General features: G+C 45.1%; 14 protein-coding genes. 12 read left to right on the top strand and 2 right to left on the bottom strand.

Going from position 1 to position 15887, the window contains the following annotated elements:
• Nucleotides 1-135 precede the first annotated feature (135 nt).
• The 8 genes from ubiE (at nt 136) to L3V23_RS15700 (ending at nt 7182) form a co-directional block, all read left to right on the top strand.
• Nucleotides 136-921 carry a bifunctional demethylmenaquinone methyltransferase/2-methoxy-6-polyprenyl-1,4-benzoquinol methylase UbiE gene (ubiE, locus tag L3V23_RS15735; RefSeq protein ID WP_042487914.1) on the top strand — a complete coding sequence of 262 codons (786 nt, stop codon included), beginning with the start codon at nt 136-138 and terminating at the stop codon, nt 919-921.
• A gap of 9 nt (nt 922-930) precedes the next feature.
• On the top strand, nt 931-1563 hold the full coding sequence (locus L3V23_RS15730; protein WP_102966483.1) for an SCP2 domain-containing protein: 633 nt from the start codon (nt 931-933) through the stop codon (nt 1561-1563).
• A gap of 3 nt (nt 1564-1566) precedes the next feature.
• Complete coding sequence (gene ubiB / locus L3V23_RS15725; RefSeq protein WP_102954578.1) at nt 1567-3201, top strand: ubiquinone biosynthesis regulatory protein kinase UbiB; 1635 nt, start codon at nt 1567-1569, stop codon at nt 3199-3201.
• A 50-nt stretch (nt 3202-3251) separates the two neighbouring features.
• Entirely contained in the window at nt 3252-3491 is a 240-nt protein-coding gene (gene tatA / locus L3V23_RS15720; protein ID WP_042487922.1) for a Sec-independent protein translocase subunit TatA, read from the top strand.
• Between the two features lie 3 nt (nt 3492-3494).
• On the top strand, nt 3495-3950 hold the full coding sequence (gene tatB / locus L3V23_RS15715; protein ID WP_102966482.1) for a Sec-independent protein translocase protein TatB: 456 nt from the start codon (nt 3495-3497) through the stop codon (nt 3948-3950).
• An 80-nt stretch (nt 3951-4030) separates the two neighbouring features.
• Nucleotides 4031-4780 carry a twin-arginine translocase subunit TatC gene (gene tatC / locus L3V23_RS15710; RefSeq protein ID WP_102966481.1) on the top strand — a complete coding sequence of 250 codons (750 nt, stop codon included), beginning with the start codon at nt 4031-4033 and terminating at the stop codon, nt 4778-4780.
• 233 nt (nt 4781-5013) lie between these two features.
• Complete coding sequence (locus L3V23_RS15705) at nt 5014-6600, top strand: tetrathionate reductase family octaheme c-type cytochrome (protein ID WP_180980323.1); 1587 nt, start codon at nt 5014-5016, stop codon at nt 6598-6600.
• A gap of 3 nt (nt 6601-6603) precedes the next feature.
• Nucleotides 6604-7182, top strand: coding sequence for a cytochrome b/b6 domain-containing protein (locus tag L3V23_RS15700; RefSeq protein ID WP_102966479.1), 579 nt, complete (start codon nt 6604-6606; stop codon nt 7180-7182).
• A gap of 81 nt (nt 7183-7263) precedes the next feature.
• Here the strand turns inward: L3V23_RS15700 and L3V23_RS15695 are convergent, their stop codons facing one another.
• Entirely contained in the window at nt 7264-8025 is a 762-nt protein-coding gene (locus L3V23_RS15695; protein ID WP_102966478.1) for a TatD family hydrolase, read from the bottom strand.
• Between the two features lie 231 nt (nt 8026-8256).
• Here L3V23_RS15695 and hemB point away from each other — a divergent pair, with 231 nt between their 5' ends.
• The 3 genes from hemB (at nt 8257) to polA (ending at nt 13514) form a co-directional block, all read left to right on the top strand.
• Nucleotides 8257-9294, top strand: a complete 1038-nt coding sequence (gene hemB / locus L3V23_RS15690) for a porphobilinogen synthase (RefSeq protein ID WP_042487945.1) — start codon at nt 8257-8259, stop codon at nt 9292-9294.
• Nucleotides 9295-9385: 91 nt separating this feature from the next.
• Nucleotides 9386-9823: a GNAT family N-acetyltransferase gene (locus tag L3V23_RS15685; protein WP_102966477.1), complete on the top strand. Its 438-nt coding sequence runs from the start codon at nt 9386-9388 to the stop codon at nt 9821-9823.
• Between the two features lie 892 nt (nt 9824-10715).
• On the top strand, nt 10716-13514 hold the full coding sequence (gene polA / locus L3V23_RS15680) for a DNA polymerase I (protein ID WP_237292487.1): 2799 nt from the start codon (nt 10716-10718) through the stop codon (nt 13512-13514).
• Between the two features lie 708 nt (nt 13515-14222).
• On the opposite strand, the gene yihA is transcribed toward polA, so the two are convergent.
• On the bottom strand, nt 14223-14903 hold the full coding sequence (yihA, locus tag L3V23_RS15675; protein WP_102941501.1) for a ribosome biogenesis GTP-binding protein YihA/YsxC: 681 nt from the start codon (nt 14901-14903) through the stop codon (nt 14223-14225).
• A 135-nt stretch (nt 14904-15038) separates the two neighbouring features.
• Here yihA and L3V23_RS15670 point away from each other — a divergent pair, with 135 nt between their 5' ends.
• Nucleotides 15039-15656: a c-type cytochrome gene (locus L3V23_RS15670; RefSeq protein WP_102941502.1), complete on the top strand. Its 618-nt coding sequence runs from the start codon at nt 15039-15041 to the stop codon at nt 15654-15656.
• Nucleotides 15657-15887 lie beyond the last annotated feature (231 nt).

Here is a 15887-nt window from a genome sequence, read left to right as displayed (position 1 = left end):
CGGCAAGTGAGTGAATCCCCATGAGCATAGATAACTATGTGATTGGGGTGACCGAACGTAGCCCCTATACCAAAACATAAAGCGCTGCAGCTTCAAGTAGGAAGAATATAGCGACCACGATGACGGATAGAAACGATGACGGACAGTAGTAGCGTGCAAACGAATACAGCAATGACAGATCAAGACACAACGCATTTCGGTTTCGAAACCGTTCGTAAAGAAGAAAAAGCAACCAAAGTCGCTCAGGTATTTCACTCTGTAGCAGCGAAATACGACATCATGAATGACTTAATGTCGGGTGGTGTTCATCGACTATGGAAGCGTTTTACGATTGATTGCTCAGGCGCACGTCCGGGACAAAAAATTCTCGATCTTGGTGGCGGTACTGGTGACCTGGCTGCGAAGTTTTCTCGTATTGTTGGCGATAAAGGCCACGTTATTCTGGCGGACATCAATAACTCAATGCTTAACGTAGGTCGCGATAAACTGCGTGACCGCGGCATTGTCGGCAACATTGATTTCGTACAAGCGAACGCGGAAGAACTGCCGTTCCCAGATAACCATTTTGACTGCATTACTATCAGCTTCTGTCTGCGTAACGTAACAGATAAAGATAAAGCACTGCGCTCTATGTACCGCGTTTTAAAACCGGGTGGTCGTCTGTTAGTGCTTGAGTTTTCTAAGCCTGTTTTAGATCCGCTTTCTAAAATTTATGATGCCTATTCGTTCCACATTCTGCCAAAAATGGGTGAACTGATTGCTAACGATGCAGACAGCTACCGTTATTTAGCAGAATCAATTCGTATGCACCCAGACCAAGAAACCTTAAAAGGTATGATGGTTGAAGCAGGCTTCGAGCAAGCAAGCTACTACAACCTAACAGGTGGTATCGTAGCACTGCACCGCGGTTACAAATTCTAAGGACCGCTTATGCCGTTTGAACCTCTCGTCACCGCGGTGATTGAAACCTCTCTAAATACCCTGATTAAAGACGATCCTAACTTGGGTCGTCGTCTTGCTCGCCTTAAAGGGCAAGTGATTCAAGTGCATCTCAAAGAACTGAATAAGACTCTAACGTTTGTTTTCAGCCAACAGATCGATGTACTGGCAAATTATGAAGGCAAGCCAGACTGTTACTTGTCACTGCATCTGTCTGTACTGCCTGAACTGCGTGAACAAGCCAATATCACTAAACTCATCAAACAAGATAAGTTGGTGCTGGAAGGTGATATCCAACTGGCTCAGAAATTTTCTCAGTTGATGACAGATTGCAAACCTGACATTGAAGAATGGCTATCACGAGTCACTGGTGATGTGGTTGCTCATACAGTGGTTCAGGGGGCGAAGAACGTCGGCTCTTTGCTGACGTCTCAGTTTAATAAGCATCAGAACCATCTGGCTCAAGTGCTGACTGAAGAGTGGCGCGTTGCACCCGCTCCGTTAGAGATCGCCTATTTCTGCGATCAAGTCGATGACGTGAAAAGTCAGGCTGCACGTTTAGAAGCAAAGCTAGTGGCACTGCTAGAGAAAATAAGCAAGGAAAACGCTGAGGTTGCCAAATAACTTATGACGCCTTCAGAACTTAAGCGCCTATATAGAATTATCAAAGTTCAGCTCGAATATGGGCTGGATGAATTCCTTCCTGATCATCAGTTAGCAAAAGCACCACGCTTGTTGCGTAAGTCGCTGTTTTGGATTCGTAATCAGCACAGTGATAAGCCGTTAGGTGAACGTCTGCGTCTTGCGCTGCAAGAGTTGGGACCAGTGTGGATTAAGTTTGGTCAGATGATGTCGACTCGTCGCGATTTGTTCCCGCCACATATCGCTGATCAGCTTGCGCTGCTGCAAGACAAGGTTGCGCCATTTGACGGCAAGCAGGCAAAACAGCAGATGGAAAAAGCGCTCGGCGGCAGCTTAGAAACTTGGTTTGACGATTTTGATATCGAACCGCTGGCGTCAGCTTCAATTGCTCAGGTGCACACTGCGAAACTAAAAGAAAACGGCCGCGAGATCGTTTTAAAAGTGATTCGTCCTGATATTCGCCCTGTGATTGATGCCGATATTAAGTTGATGTATCGCATGGCGCGGATTGTTGCCAAAGCGACTCCGGAGACGAAGCGTCTCAAGCCCGTCGAAGTGGTACGAGAGTACGAAAAAACGCTGATCGATGAGCTGGATCTGCGCAGAGAAGCGGCCAACGCGATTCGCTTGCGTCGTAACTTCGAAGACAGTGAAGAACTTTACGTTCCTGAAATAATTAGCGATTTGAGTAATGAAACTGTCATGGTTTCTGAGCGAATATACGGCATTCAGGTTTCAGACGTAGAACGTTTGCGAGCAAACGGCACCAATATGAAGCTGTTAGCTGAACGCGGAGTGAGCGTGTTTTTCACTCAGGTGTTCCGCGATAGTTTCTTCCATGCCGACATGCATCCGGGCAACGTGTTTGTGAACCCTGAACATCCAGAAAATCCACAGTGGATTGGCTTGGACTGTGGCATCGTAGGCACACTCAACAGCGAAGATAAACGTTATTTAGCCGAAAACTTCTTGGCATTCTTTAACCGAGATTACCGCAAAGTCGCTGAGCTGCACGTCGATTCTGGCTGGGTACCCCACGATACCAATATTGATGAGTTTGAAGTCGCAATTCGTATCGTCTGTGAACCTATTTTTGCAAAACCTCTTTGTGAAATTTCCTTTGGTCACGTGCTCTTGAATCTGTTCAATACCGCACGCCGATTCAATATGGAAGTTCAGCCACAATTGGTATTGCTGCAGAAAACTCTGCTTTATGTTGAAGGGCTTGGTCGCCAGCTTTATCCGCAACTCGATTTGTGGCAAACGGCGAAACCTTTCCTAGAAAAATGGATGATGAACCAAGTGGGGCCGCAAGCTGTCATCAATGCAGTGAAAGAGCGTGCGCCATTCTGGGCAGAAAAATTACCTGAATTACCAGAGCTGCTATACGACAGTTTGCGCCAAGGTAAAGTGATGAATCAGCGTATTGATCAGCTTTACCAAGGGTATCGAGAAACAAAGCGTCAGCAGGCTACAGGCAAGTTTTTATTTGGTATTGGCGCCACATTAGTCGTATGCTCGGCAATACTGGTCGCCAGTCACTTTGAGCAGTTAGCTGTGGGCAGTGCGGTTGCAGGCTTCACATTTTGGCTGTTTAGTTGGCGGGCTTATCGTCGTTAAGCGATAAACTTCAGAAATCATTATGAGTAAATAACCCCGAGGTAGAAATAATGGGTGGTATCAGTATTTGGCAACTTCTTATCATTGCTGTGATCGTAGTTCTATTGTTTGGTACAAAGAAATTACGTGGCATCGGCGGTGATCTTGGTGGCGCAGTAAAAGGTTTCAAAAAGGCGATGGCTGAAGAAGAGAAGCCAGAAGAAAAAGACGCTGACTTTGAACCAAAGAACTTGGAGCAACAGAAAACAGCTGCTTCAACTGAAACCAAAAAAGACAAAGAGCAGGCGTAAAGAGTGTTCGATATCGGTTTTTGGGAGCTGGTATTAATCTCTGTTGTTGCTTTAGTGGTATTAGGTCCTGAACGTTTGCCACATGCTATTCGCAGCGTGACCAAGTTTATTGGTGCGGCGAAAAGCATGGCGAACAGTGTGAAAGATGAGTTGGCTCATGAGCTGAAAGTGCAAGAGTTACAAGAAAACTTGCGCAAAGCTGAGCAAATGGGCATGAAGAATCTTTCACCTGAACTTCAAGAATCGGTCGATAAGCTAAAGCAAGCGGCGCAAGATGTTCAGCGTCCTTATGCTGCATCGAACAATACGCAAACAGCGGATAATTCAGCCGCAACGAGCGCAGAAACTATGGAGGTTTCAGAATCAATCAAGGGTTCAGAAACGATAAATGTTACTGCGCAAGCTCAAACTCAGCCAACTGAGGACGAGTCTAAATCGGCAGAAAAGAAAGCCGAATAAGCCATCAAATGAAGAGCACACGTTGCTCTTCATTTTCTGTTTTATGATCTCAGTTATATGAGCTGTCACATGAGGTTCCAATGTCTTCTGTAGAACAGACGCAGCCTTTAATTAGTCACCTTCTTGAGCTACGCAACCGCTTATTGCACAGTATCGCGGGCGTGCTGGTTGTGTTTCTTGCTTTGATCTATTTCTCCGGTGACATTTACGAGTTTGTCTCCAAGCCGCTGGTGGAACGTCTGCCGGAAGGCGCGACGATGATTGCAACCGATGTTGCTTCACCGTTCTTTACGCCACTTAAGCTGACTCTGATTGTTGCTGTGTTTCTTTCTGTGCCTTATATCCTTTATCAGGTATGGGCGTTTGTGGCTCCGGGTTTGTATAAACATGAGCGCCGCTTAATTTTCCCTTTGCTGTTCTCTAGCTCACTGCTGTTTTACTGCGGTGTCGCTTTCGCTTACTTCGTGGTATTCCCGCTGGTGTTTGGTTTCTTTACCGCTATTGCATTGGGTGGTGTGGAAATCGCAACTGACATTGCCAGTTATCTTGATTTCGTCTTAGCGCTTTTCTTGGCGTTTGGTATCGCTTTTGAAGTACCTGTCGCTATCTGCTTGCTTTGCTGGACAGGGGCAACCACACCGAAGTCTTTGGCAACTAAGCGCCCGTATATCATAGTGGCAGCCTTTATTGTCGGCATGCTGCTTACGCCGCCGGATATGATTTCACAGACCTTACTGGCTGTGCCTATGTGCTTGCTGTTTGAAGTCGGACTTATCTTTGCTCGTTTCTATACCAAGAAAGAAACGGATGAAGAGGAAGTGGAAGAATAGGCCAATAAGCCACAGTGAACATCGAGAAAAAAAGGAGCTTTGGCTCCTTTTTTTGTGCCCGCTGGCTGAGCAAATTCTATAACCATCACAGTTTTACGATTTGATGCGTTGTTGATGGTTTTTTGCACAATAGTTTGATTTAAAACAATTGTGCTGCGATCTGCTTTCGCATTTGAAATTCTTTTGTCTAATTATATAAGCGAATTCTAATTTACCAGGAAGGTATGTTCGGAATGAAAACTATAACGATTAGACACAGCTCGGTGTTATTGCTGTTACTTACGGTGTTTTTCACCGTAACTACGTCATTGGCTTATGCGTCAACGGCTGATCACCAAACCTTTGAACAACTGAACGGGCCTTTTAACAAAGCTCAGGAAGTGACAAAAGCGTGTTTGGAATGCCACACCGAAGCGGGTGAACAGATTCAGGCTTCAACCCACTGGACGTGGGAGCATGAACAGCTCAGTTCAGATGAGATTTACGGCAAGAAAAACGTCGTCAATAACTTCTGCATTTCTACTGCTTCCAATGAGCCTCGCTGTACAAGCTGCCATACAGGCTATGGCTGGAAAGACGACCAATTTGATTTCACCAAACAAGAGAGTATCGACTGTTTGGTCTGCCATGATCAATCCGGTCAATACCGAAAATTCCCTACCGCAGCCGGTCATCCCAATTATGTCGACACTGAATGGCCTGTTGGCTCAGGGAAAATTCTCCCTGCGGTTGATTTGGCACAATCCGCCAAAAGTGTTGCGACACCTGAAGTAAAGAACTGTGGCAGTTGTCATTTCTTTGGTGGTGGTGGTGATGCCGTCAAACACGGTGATATGGATTCAAGTCTAAATACCGCTTCACCTGAACTCGATGTGCACCTTGCCAAAGAGGGCGCTAATTTGAAGTGTCAGGACTGCCATACCACCAGTGCGCACATCACTCAGGGATCGCGTTATTCCTTGAATGCGAAAGATACCTCCGGTATCGATATTCCCGGACACACTGACATGAGTCGTGCGACTTGCGAATCTTGCCATAGTGCCGCGCCTCACCAAGGCTCACGTGAATCGATTCGCCTTAATCAGCATGCAGAAAATGTCGCTTGTCAGACATGCCATATTCCAGAATTTGCCCGTGAAAAAGCGACAAAAACCTTCTGGGATTGGTCTACTGCTGGCGACAAGAAACGGCCAATGACCAAAGATGAGTGGGGCAATCCACTTTACGATCCGAAAAAAGGGGATTTCGTCTGGGAGAAAAACGTGGTTCCTGAATATGCCTGTTTCAATGGCGAGATTGATTACACCACTGTGGGTGAGAAGGTTCAGCCTAATGCCGATGGTGTGATTGAACTGACCAAAGTTCAGGGAACTTGTGGTGAAGAAGGCACTCGCATCTGGCCGTTCAAAGTGATGAAAGGCAAGCAGCCTTATGATGTGAAAAATCAACTGATGATAACGCCACACTTGTTCGGTAAAGATAGTTCAGCTTATTGGAAATCTTATGATTGGGCTGCGGCTGCTACAGCAGGTATGGCGGCGAGTGGATTAGAGTTTGGCGGTGAGATGGCGTTTGTGAACACGGATTATCACTTTCCGATCACCCATATGGTGGCTCCAGCAGAGAAAGCGTTAGAGTGCCAAGATTGCCACAGTAAAGACGGAAGAATGGCTAAGATTGCGGGTTTCTATATTCCCGGTCGTGATGACGCCCTTGGTGGTAGCAGTCAGTACTTGTGGTGGTTGGTCGCCTTGACTGTGCTGGGTGTTGCGTTACACGGTTTGCTAAGGTTCTTTGCTCGCCCACAAGGTAAGGAGTAGGTTATGCGTCATATGGTTTATAAACGCTTTGAACGCTTCTGGCACTGGGCACAGAGCTTACTGATTATCGCGATGATAGCGACCGGATTTGAAATTCATGGCTCTTACCAGTGGTTAGGTTTCGAAGATGCTTTGTTCTGGCATGAGTTGTGTGCAGTGACATTGATTGTGCTTTGGTTGTTTGCCATTTTCTGGCATTTCACCACAGGGGAATGGCGGCAATATATGCCAACGACCGACAAACTTTCTGATGTGGTGCGTTTCTATGTGCGAGGTATTTTCCTTGGGCAGTCACATCCGTATCAAGCGACACCAGAGAGAAAGCACAATCCTTTGCAGCGCTTTTTCTATCTGGGTTTTAAGCTGATATTAGCGCCATTGATTTGGGTTTCTGGTGCTCTGTTATTGCTTCACCCTTTCGGTATTGAAGTCATTCCTTTGGGCACATTATCGGGGATGCATTTGTTGGTAGCGTTTTTATTTGTGGTGTTCTTGATTGGGCATATTTACATGACCACCACAGGGCCGACGCCCACCAGTCATATCAAAACTATGATTACCGGCTACGAGGAGGAACATTAATCTAAGGTGAAAGGAATAAAACTCTAACTCTTGGCTCACTATGAGAAAGCCCCCTTAAAAGATGAGGGGGCTTTGTTTTTACTAAAGGTTGAACAGCTTTTTGGCGTTCAATGTGGTGAGTGTGTCGACTTCTTCAATGGTCATCTCACGCAGTTCTGCGACTCGTTTCGCGACGAGTTGGGTGTAAGCCGGTTCGTTGCGCTTACCGCGATGAGGAACCGGCGCTAGGTAAGGGCAGTCGGTTTCTAAAATCACGTAGTTAAGGTTGAGATGAGGAATCACCTGATCCATACCACCATTTTTAAAAGTAGAAACACCACCTAAGCCAAGATGAAAGCCCAAATCGTTGATCGCTTTCGCTTCTTCTACACTGCCACCAAAGCAGTGGAACACGCCACGCAGTGAACCATCTTGCTCTTTACGCAGTAAGGCTAAGGTTTCCTCAATGGAGTCTCGGGTGTGTATCACCACTGGAAGGTCCATCTCTTTCGCCCAGTTAAGCTGAGTGACAAACGCCATTTCTTGTTCTGCGCGGTAGGTTTTATCCCAGTAGAGGTCGATACCTATTTCACCCACAGCGATGAAATTGTGTTTATCAAACCATGCGCGAATAGTTTCCAGAGTCTGATTTACGTTAGCGTCTACATAACAAGGGTGAAGCCCCATCATAGAACGGCATACTTCAGGGTAAGCCGCTTCTGTTGCCAGCATAGGTTCGATGGATTCTAAGTCGATATTTGGCAACAAGATTTGGTTGATACCTTGTTCTAAGGCGCGTTGAACAACGGCATCTCTGTCTTGGTCAAATTCGCTGGCATAGATATGGGCATGGGTATCAATCATGGTGTTGTCTCGCTAAATTCTGTTTGCGGGCAGTATACGTGAGTGTGAGCATCGGGTCATTTTTTGTATTTTTACTTAAAGGCTCTAGCACCAGAGTTTGAGAGTGATATGATTTCGCCTGAACCTGTTCCACTTGAAGTGCTTTTGTATGAGTGCTTTCTGTCTGAATGGGAATCTACATATCAAATAAAGTCTGAACTTTGAATCAGACAGACCAAGAAGGAGAGTAGAGTGTCAGTATCCATCCAAGGCCAGTTCCCAGGTCGTCGTCTACGCCGTATACGTAAACACGATTTTTCTCGTCGCCTAGTGGCCGAAAACAAGCTTTCGGTAAATGACCTGATTTACCCGATGTTTGTTTTGATGGGCAAAGATCGCCGTGAAGCGATTGAATCTATGCCGGGAATCGAACGTCTGTCTATCGATCTATTGTTGGAAGAAGCGTTGTATCTAGCAAACCTTGGTGTTCCTGCTATCGCTCTGTTCCCTGTGGTTAATCAAGATGCAAAAAGTTTAGACGCTGCGGAAGCCTACAACCCTGATGGATTGGTTCAGCGTGCCGTTCGTTTGTTGAAAGAACACGTTCCGCAAATGGGCGTGATCACCGATGTAGCCTTAGACCCTTATACTACTCACGGGCAAGACGGCATTATCGATGAAACCGGCTATGTGATGAATGATGAGACGACAGAAGTGCTGATCAAACAAGCGCTTTCTCATGCTGAAGCGGGTGCGGATGTGGTTGCACCATCAGACATGATGGACGGTCGTATTGGCAAAATCCGTGAAGCGCTAGAAGAAGCGGGTCACATTCATACTCAAATCATGGCTTACTCAGCAAAATACGCTTCTTGTTATTACGGCCCGTTCCGTGATGCAGTCGGCTCTGCGAGCAATCTGAAAGGTGGTAACAAGAAGAACTACCAGATGGATCCTGCGAACAGCGATGAAGCGATTCATGAAGTGGCGATGGATGTGAATGAAGGCGCGGATATGGTGATGGTGAAACCGGGTATGCCATATCTGGATGTGGTTCGCCGTGTTAAGACGGAACTGCAAGTTCCAACCTTCGCATACCAAGTTTCTGGCGAATACGCGATGCACAAAGCTGCGATTCTCAATGGCTGGTTGTCAGAGAAAGAAACAGTGATGGAATCTCTACTGTGCTTTAAGCGCGCGGGCGCGGACGGCATTTTGACTTACTTTGCTAAAGATGTCGCGCAGTGGCTGGCTGAAGAAAATGCGCAAGCAGCTCAGTTTCTAAAGTAAAACCCCTAAAATAAACCAGAAAACGAACAAGTCACTAAAGGCTGGCCATTGACCAGCCTTTTCTTTTTGAACTCAATTTAAGGAAACAATAATGAAGATACGTGAAGGCAGTTTGTCTGAAGTTGTAACCGTGGTGACTGAAATTGATGAGTTCATTGTTAAAGAAAACGAACAAAGCTTAGCTCAGCGATTAGAAGGTAAGCGCCATTTGATTCTGGTTGCGGAGCAACAAGGCCAAATATTAGGTTTCAAAATCGGCTATGAGCTCGATTCAGATACTTTCTACAGTTGGTTTGGTGGTGTTTCGCCTAAAGCTCGCAATTTGGGGTTGGCGCAAAAGCTATTAGATGTGCAGGAATCTTGGGTTATTGAGCAAGGATATCAACAACTTAAGGTTAAATCGCGCAATCAGTTTCCAGCTATGCTCAGGCTGCTATTAAGGAATAATTACCTGATTGATAACTTTGAGCCGTATGAGCCGCTATTGGAAAGCCGTATCCACTTTGTGAAGCAGTTAAAAAATAAATGAGATTTTTTCTCATTTAGTGTTGACAGTTAAATGAGAATCATTATTATTAACTTCGTCTTAGGGAATGAGTGAATTTCATAAGGATGTGAGTGACTTGCTTTTTAAACTTGTTTAATTGCAAAGAATGAACAGCTGAATGAACGAACCTATTCTTTTTGACACGACATTGCTCACATTGCTTCCAGTGTAATTTTAAGCTTTTCGGTAGTGCTGAACGTTTTATTTCAGGCTGACCTTATATTGCTAGGCGACATCAAACGATGTCGCTTTTTTTATGCCACTTATCCACCGCCCCTTTCTGGCGAGGCTGCGATCTTATATTTTTCTGTTTGGGTCGAGATGTATAGTGACAAGTTTTTATTTTCAGTGATTAACCAGATTTCTCACCGTCAGAAAAATCCTCTTTTGTAAGAATCCTGTGTCAGAGTATGAAAATTCATCATTCATTTTGGATCCAGATCTCAAGGTGACTAAAAGGACACCGAGTGTCTTTTCCACAATTGATGATCGGGGGATGATCGTATTTCAAAACTTGGATCTTTTATTTTTGTATTAAAAAACAATAAATTAAATAATGTTTCGTTGTTGTTTTTTACACATTAATAACCAGTGGATAAAATCTATGAACAGAGTTATCCACAGAATGGTTTGTATGTTGGTGAGTAATTAGACGAAAGCGTGAACTTGAGTCTGCAAGGTAACATATACCCAAACTACTTGAAGTTGCAGGTAGGCGGCAAGTGAGTGAATCCCCATGAGCATAGATAACTATGTGATTGGGGTGAACGAACGTAGCCAACACCGCTGCAGCTTCAAGTAGGAAGAGTATAGAATCCTGAACACAGTCGTGGCATCCTAGTCGCCAATTGTTTCTCATTGGACTAGCAACACTATGGCTCGCATTCCTGATAATCCGTTAATTTTGATCGACGGTTCTTCTTATTTATATCGCGCATTCCACGCTTATCCAGGCACCATGAGTAATGGGGATATTCCAACTAACGCTGTTTACGGTGTAGTGAATATGGTCCGTTCTATGATGCGCCAATTTGCTTCGGATCGTATTGCCGTTATTTTTGATGCCAAAGGCAAAACGTTCCGTGATGACATGTTTCCAGAATATAAGGCTCATCGTCCGCCAATGCCGGATGACCTGCGTTGTCAGATTGAGCCACTACACAACATTATTCGCGCAATGGGTTTGCCACTGCTTTCTGTTGAAGGTGTGGAAGCGGACGATGTGATCGGTACCTTGGCTTATCAGGCGTCACAAGCGGGTATGCCAGTACTGATTAGTACTGGCGATAAAGATATGGCTCAGTTGGTGGACGATAACGTCACTCTTATCAACACCATGACCAATGTGGTGATGGACAGAGAAGGTGTGATTGAGAAGTTTGGCATTCCACCAGAGCTGATTATCGATTACCTCGCGCTGATGGGTGACAAGGTCGATAACATTCCTGGTGTACCGGGTGTGGGTGATAAAACCGCAACGGCACTGCTGCAAGGCATCGGCGGTCTGGATGCGCTCTATGAGAACTTAGATAAGATTGCTGACTTAGGTTTCCGTGGTTCTAAAACCATGGCTCAGAAACTCGAAGATAATCGCGAAAACGCGTACATGTCGTACAAGTTGGCAACCATTAAGCTCGATGTTGAGCTGGAAAACACACCTGAATCTCTGCATAAACAAACGCCGGATCGTGATGCTCTGATTGAGCTGTACGGCAAAATGGCATTCAAATCTTGGTTATCTGAATTGCTGGAGGGCGGATCTGGTGTTGTTGAAGCCGTTGAGAAGAGTGGCGATACCGCATCTACAGCGTCGGCAGCGAGTGTCGCACTTCAAGCTGATACCTCAGCAGTGAAAATTGACCGCAGTCAGTATCAAACCATTCTCGATCAAGAAACGTTTAAAGTGTGGCTGGATAAGCTGCAATCTTCAGAGCTGTTTGCTTTTGATACTGAAACGGACAGCCTAGATTACATGGTCGCTAACTTAGTGGGTGTGTCATTTGCTGTGGCAGAAGGTGAGGCAGCATATGTTCCGGTTGCTCATGACTATCTTGATGCACCAGAGCAGCTCAGTCGTGAATGGGTACTTGAGCAGCTAAAATCGATTTTAGAAGATGAGTCAAAACATAAAGTTGGCCAGAACCTGAAATACGATGCGAGCGTACTTGCACGTTATGGTATTGAGATGCGCGGCATTGCGCACGACACTATGCTAGCCTCTTACGTCTACAACAGTGTGGGCGGTAAGCACGATATGGACAGCTTGGCGCTGCGCTTTATGCAGCATAGCTGTATTTCGTTTGAGCAAGTTGCGGGCAAAGGTAAAAAACAACTGACTTTCAACCAAATCGATTTAGAGCAAGCGGCGCCATACGCAGCAGAAGATGCGGATGTGACTCTTTGTCTCCACAATCGCTTGTGGCCGTTAATTGAGCAAGATGAAAAGCTGCTTTCTATCTACCGTGATATTGAAATGCCACTGGTTCCTGTGATTTCGCGTATTGAGCGTACGGGCGTGTTGATTAATGACATGCTGCTTGGTACTCAATCACAAGAAATTGCTCTGCGTCTTGATGAGCTAGAGAAGAAAGCGTTTGAAATTGCAGGGCAAGAGTTCAACTTAAGCTCACCAAAACAGCTGCAAACCATTCTGTTTGATCAGATGAAGCTTCCGGTTGTGAAGAAAACGCCTTCAGGCACGCCATCAACCAACGAGGAAGTGCTGCAAGAGTTGGCATTGGATTACCCGTTACCGGCTGTGATCTTGGAATATCGAGGTTTGGCGAAGCTGAAATCGACTTACACCGACAAGCTACCTAAGATGATTAACCCAACAACTGGGCGCGTACATACTTCTTATCATCAAGCGGTAACGGCAACAGGTCGTTTATCTTCAACCGATCCAAACTTGCAGAACATTCCAATTCGTAACGAGGAAGGTCGTCGTATTCGCCAAGCGTTTATTGCTCCGCATGGCTGGAAAATTATGGCTGTCGACTACTCGCAAATCGAACTGCGCATTATGGCGCACCTGTCAGGTGACAAAGCACTGTTGGAAGCGTTCCAGCAAGGTAAAGATATCCATGCGGCAACGGCTGCTGAGATCTTGGGCGTCAGTATTGATAAGGTTACCAGTGAACAGCGTCGCCGAGCGAAAGCGGTTAACTTCGGTTTGATCTACGGTATGAGTGCATTTGGTCTGGCTAAACAATTGGGCATTCCACGTGGTGAAGCACAAACCTATATGGACAGATACTTCGAACGCTACCCTGGCGTGATGCAGTATATGGAAGATACACGCAGTGCGGCTTCTGAGCAGGGCTATGTTGAAACCATCTTTGGTCGTCGTCTTCACTTGCCGGAAATCAAGTCTCGCAATGGTATGCGTCGTAAAGCTGCGGAACGTGCAGCGATCAACGCGCCAATGCAAGGAACCGCTGCGGACATCATCAAGAAAGCCATGTTGCTGGTTGATGAATGGATTCGCCAAGAGGGTGATGGTCGAGTGAAATTGCTGATGCAAGTGCACGATGAATTGGTGTTTGAGGTTGAAGAGTCAGCTTTATCCGAAATTGAAAGTAAAGTACGACAATTGATGGAATCTGCCGCTGAACTTAAAGTGCCACTGGTTGCCGAAGCAGGGCACGGTGACAACTGGGATCAGGCACACTAATCACACTGAATCGTCCAAAACACGAGATAAACATGAGCCAACGCACAAATGCTGGCTTTATTTTTACCTATAAAAAAATAAACGCATTTCAAATGTTTATGTAGCTTAATAAAAACTTAATGAAAAAAAATTACAAAAGTGGTTTTCATTTCTGACCAATTGTTGTACATTAACTTTCGTAGGGTACAGAGGTAAGATGTTCTATCTTTCAGACCTTTTGTTTCACGTTATTGGATTAGGCTGATTCAGCCGCCCCAGTCTCCTTTTGACTGGGGCGTTTTTTCTTGTGCGCTACAAAACTTTTTCTTCTCGTAAGTTGCCTTTCTTTTAGCAAAAATCTTCTGAGCTTTTCTTCTTTTACTGTCGACACCCACACTGTGTTTTCGTGAATTCTAATGTCAGTTTCGTAATTTTATATCAGCATGATTAATGATTATTTTTAGAGTAATGATTCTACAAATGGTTTTGTAACTATCTGATATTTAATAAAAATAAAGTGAGGCTGATGTGGGAGGGATTTTTCGTGATCAAGGCATATTGTTTTTACTAGGAGATTGGGGAATGCTAAACCGCATAACAATAACGATTAGCTTTTATTCTCTCCATTCCCCCACTTAGGTGGGGATTTTTGTATCTGCCACTTTTTAATAGCAAAAAGCCCCACCAATTGGCAGGGCTCATGTTTCTGAGAAGGTAAAATCCTTCTATTTATTCTTCTTTAGCTTGTTCTTCTTCAGCATCTTGCTGTTGGTCTTCAAGTACTTCTTCAACCAATTGTTCAGCAAGTGCTGGTGCAAACCAAGCATCAAGCTTAGCGCGCAGAATATCAACGCCGATACCGCTCAATGAAGAGAAGCCGTCAACACTTACGTCGCCACCAAACTCTTTCGCATCATTACGGATTTTCAGAATTTGCGCTTTACGTGCGCCACTCTTTAGCTTGTCCGCTTTAGTAAGTAGTACCTGAACTGGGATGCCACACTCAACCGCCCAAACAATGAGTTGTTGGTCGAGATCTTTCATTGGGTGACGAATATCCATCAAAACCACCAAACCCTTCAGGCATTGGCGCTTTTGTAAGTACTCACCTAACGATTGTTGCCACTTCTTCTTCATTTCTAGTGGAACCTGAGCAAAACCATAGCCCGGTAAGTCAACAATGTGGCAACCTTCGGTCACTTTAAACAAGTTAATTAACTGAGTTCGTCCTGGGGTTTTACTGGTTTTTGCTAGGCTCTTCTGATTGGTTAATCGATTGAGAGAACTAGATTTGCCAGCATTTGAGCGTCCTGCAAACGCAATTTCGATACCTTCGTCAGCTGGAAGATGGCGAATGTCTGGTGCACTGGTAATGAAATGCGTGTTTTGATAATGAATTTTTACGCTCACTGTTAACTCCATCTCGACTTTGTGTAGTCGATTGATTACTTTTTTGTGAAATTGTGTAAAATAACCGTGCTCGGCATAAGGTCGCCAATTGTACCACAGTGGTACTGGAAGCTTGATTATTATAAATGGAATGTCATGAATAAATTAGCGCTAATATTGAGTCTTTTAGCCAGCTGCTCCGTATGGGCCCAAGGCAGCATAGAAGCTGGCAAAGCAAAATCCGAAACGTGTGTTGCCTGTCACGGTGCTGATGGCAACAGTCTAATTACAACTTACCCTAAACTTGCTGGCCAACACGCTAAGTATATTGAGAAGCAGCTAAAAGATCTCAAACTTGGTGCGACGAGTGCTGGTAAACAAGGCCGTTACGACCCTGTAATGAGCGCTATGGCGATGCCACTTAGCGACGAAGACATGTCTGACTTGGCCGCTTACTTCTCTTCTCTCCCTATCTCTTCTAACTCTACACCTGAAGATGTAGTAAGCACGGGTAAAGCACTATATACAGCGGGTGACGCCTCTCGTGGTCTAACAGCGTGTATCGCATGTCATGGCCCACGTGGTAATGGTACAGAACTTTCAGGGTTCCCTAAAATTTCTGGTCAGCATGCTGATTATGTTAAGGCTCAGCTGATGAAATTCCGCGATGATTCTCGTGGTAATGACATGAACGCTATGATGCGTGATGTTGCTAAGAAGTTAACTGATGCTGACATCGAAATTTTGTCTAAATATGTTGGTGGTCTGCACTAACGAAGCCTAGCCAAGTTCGAGCAATGTTGTAAACAACCCTGAAGTCCGCTTCGGGGTTGTTGCGTTTTAGGGCTAAATTTTCTTCTCTAATCATGGTTCCATAAAGGCTCATTATCAGAAATGGCTGATGACCTTGTGAGATATTTGCCATACTGACTGCTTATCTTATTGTTAACCAAAACTTAACTAATTGATTTGTATAGAGCTTGATTAAGGTTGAGAAAATTGGCT

It is taken from the genome of Vibrio sp. A1-b2 (assembly GCF_021726015.1).
GTDB lineage: Bacteria > Pseudomonadota > Gammaproteobacteria > Enterobacterales > Vibrionaceae > Vibrio > Vibrio diazotrophicus.
This window is presented reverse-complemented; position numbering and strand designations above follow the sequence as displayed.

What these genes read in the sequence shown, in the direction of transcription:
- tatA (WP_042487922.1), top strand. Translation starts at nt 3,252, where the DNA reads ATGGGTGGTATCAGTATTTGGCAACTTCTTATCATTGCTGTGATCGTA.
- L3V23_RS15730 (WP_102966483.1), top strand. Translation starts at nt 931, where the DNA reads ATGCCGTTTGAACCTCTCGTCACCGCGGTGATTGAAACCTCTCTAAAT.
- tatC (WP_102966481.1), top strand. Translation starts at nt 4,031, where the DNA reads ATGTCTTCTGTAGAACAGACGCAGCCTTTAATTAGTCACCTTCTTGAG.
- ubiB (WP_102954578.1), top strand. Translation starts at nt 1,567, where the DNA reads ATGACGCCTTCAGAACTTAAGCGCCTATATAGAATTATCAAAGTTCAG.
- L3V23_RS15705 (WP_180980323.1), top strand. Translation starts at nt 5,014, where the DNA reads ATGAAAACTATAACGATTAGACACAGCTCGGTGTTATTGCTGTTACTT.
- ubiE (WP_042487914.1), top strand. Translation starts at nt 136, where the DNA reads ATGACGGACAGTAGTAGCGTGCAAACGAATACAGCAATGACAGATCAA.
- L3V23_RS15700 (WP_102966479.1), top strand. Translation starts at nt 6,604, where the DNA reads ATGCGTCATATGGTTTATAAACGCTTTGAACGCTTCTGGCACTGGGCA.
- L3V23_RS15670 (WP_102941502.1), top strand. Translation starts at nt 15,039, where the DNA reads ATGAATAAATTAGCGCTAATATTGAGTCTTTTAGCCAGCTGCTCCGTA.
- L3V23_RS15685 (WP_102966477.1), top strand. Translation starts at nt 9,386, where the DNA reads ATGAAGATACGTGAAGGCAGTTTGTCTGAAGTTGTAACCGTGGTGACT.
- L3V23_RS15695 (WP_102966478.1), bottom strand. Translation starts at nt 8,025, where the DNA reads ATGATTGATACCCATGCCCATATCTATGCCAGCGAATTTGACCAAGAC.
- polA (WP_237292487.1), top strand. Translation starts at nt 10,716, where the DNA reads ATGGCTCGCATTCCTGATAATCCGTTAATTTTGATCGACGGTTCTTCT.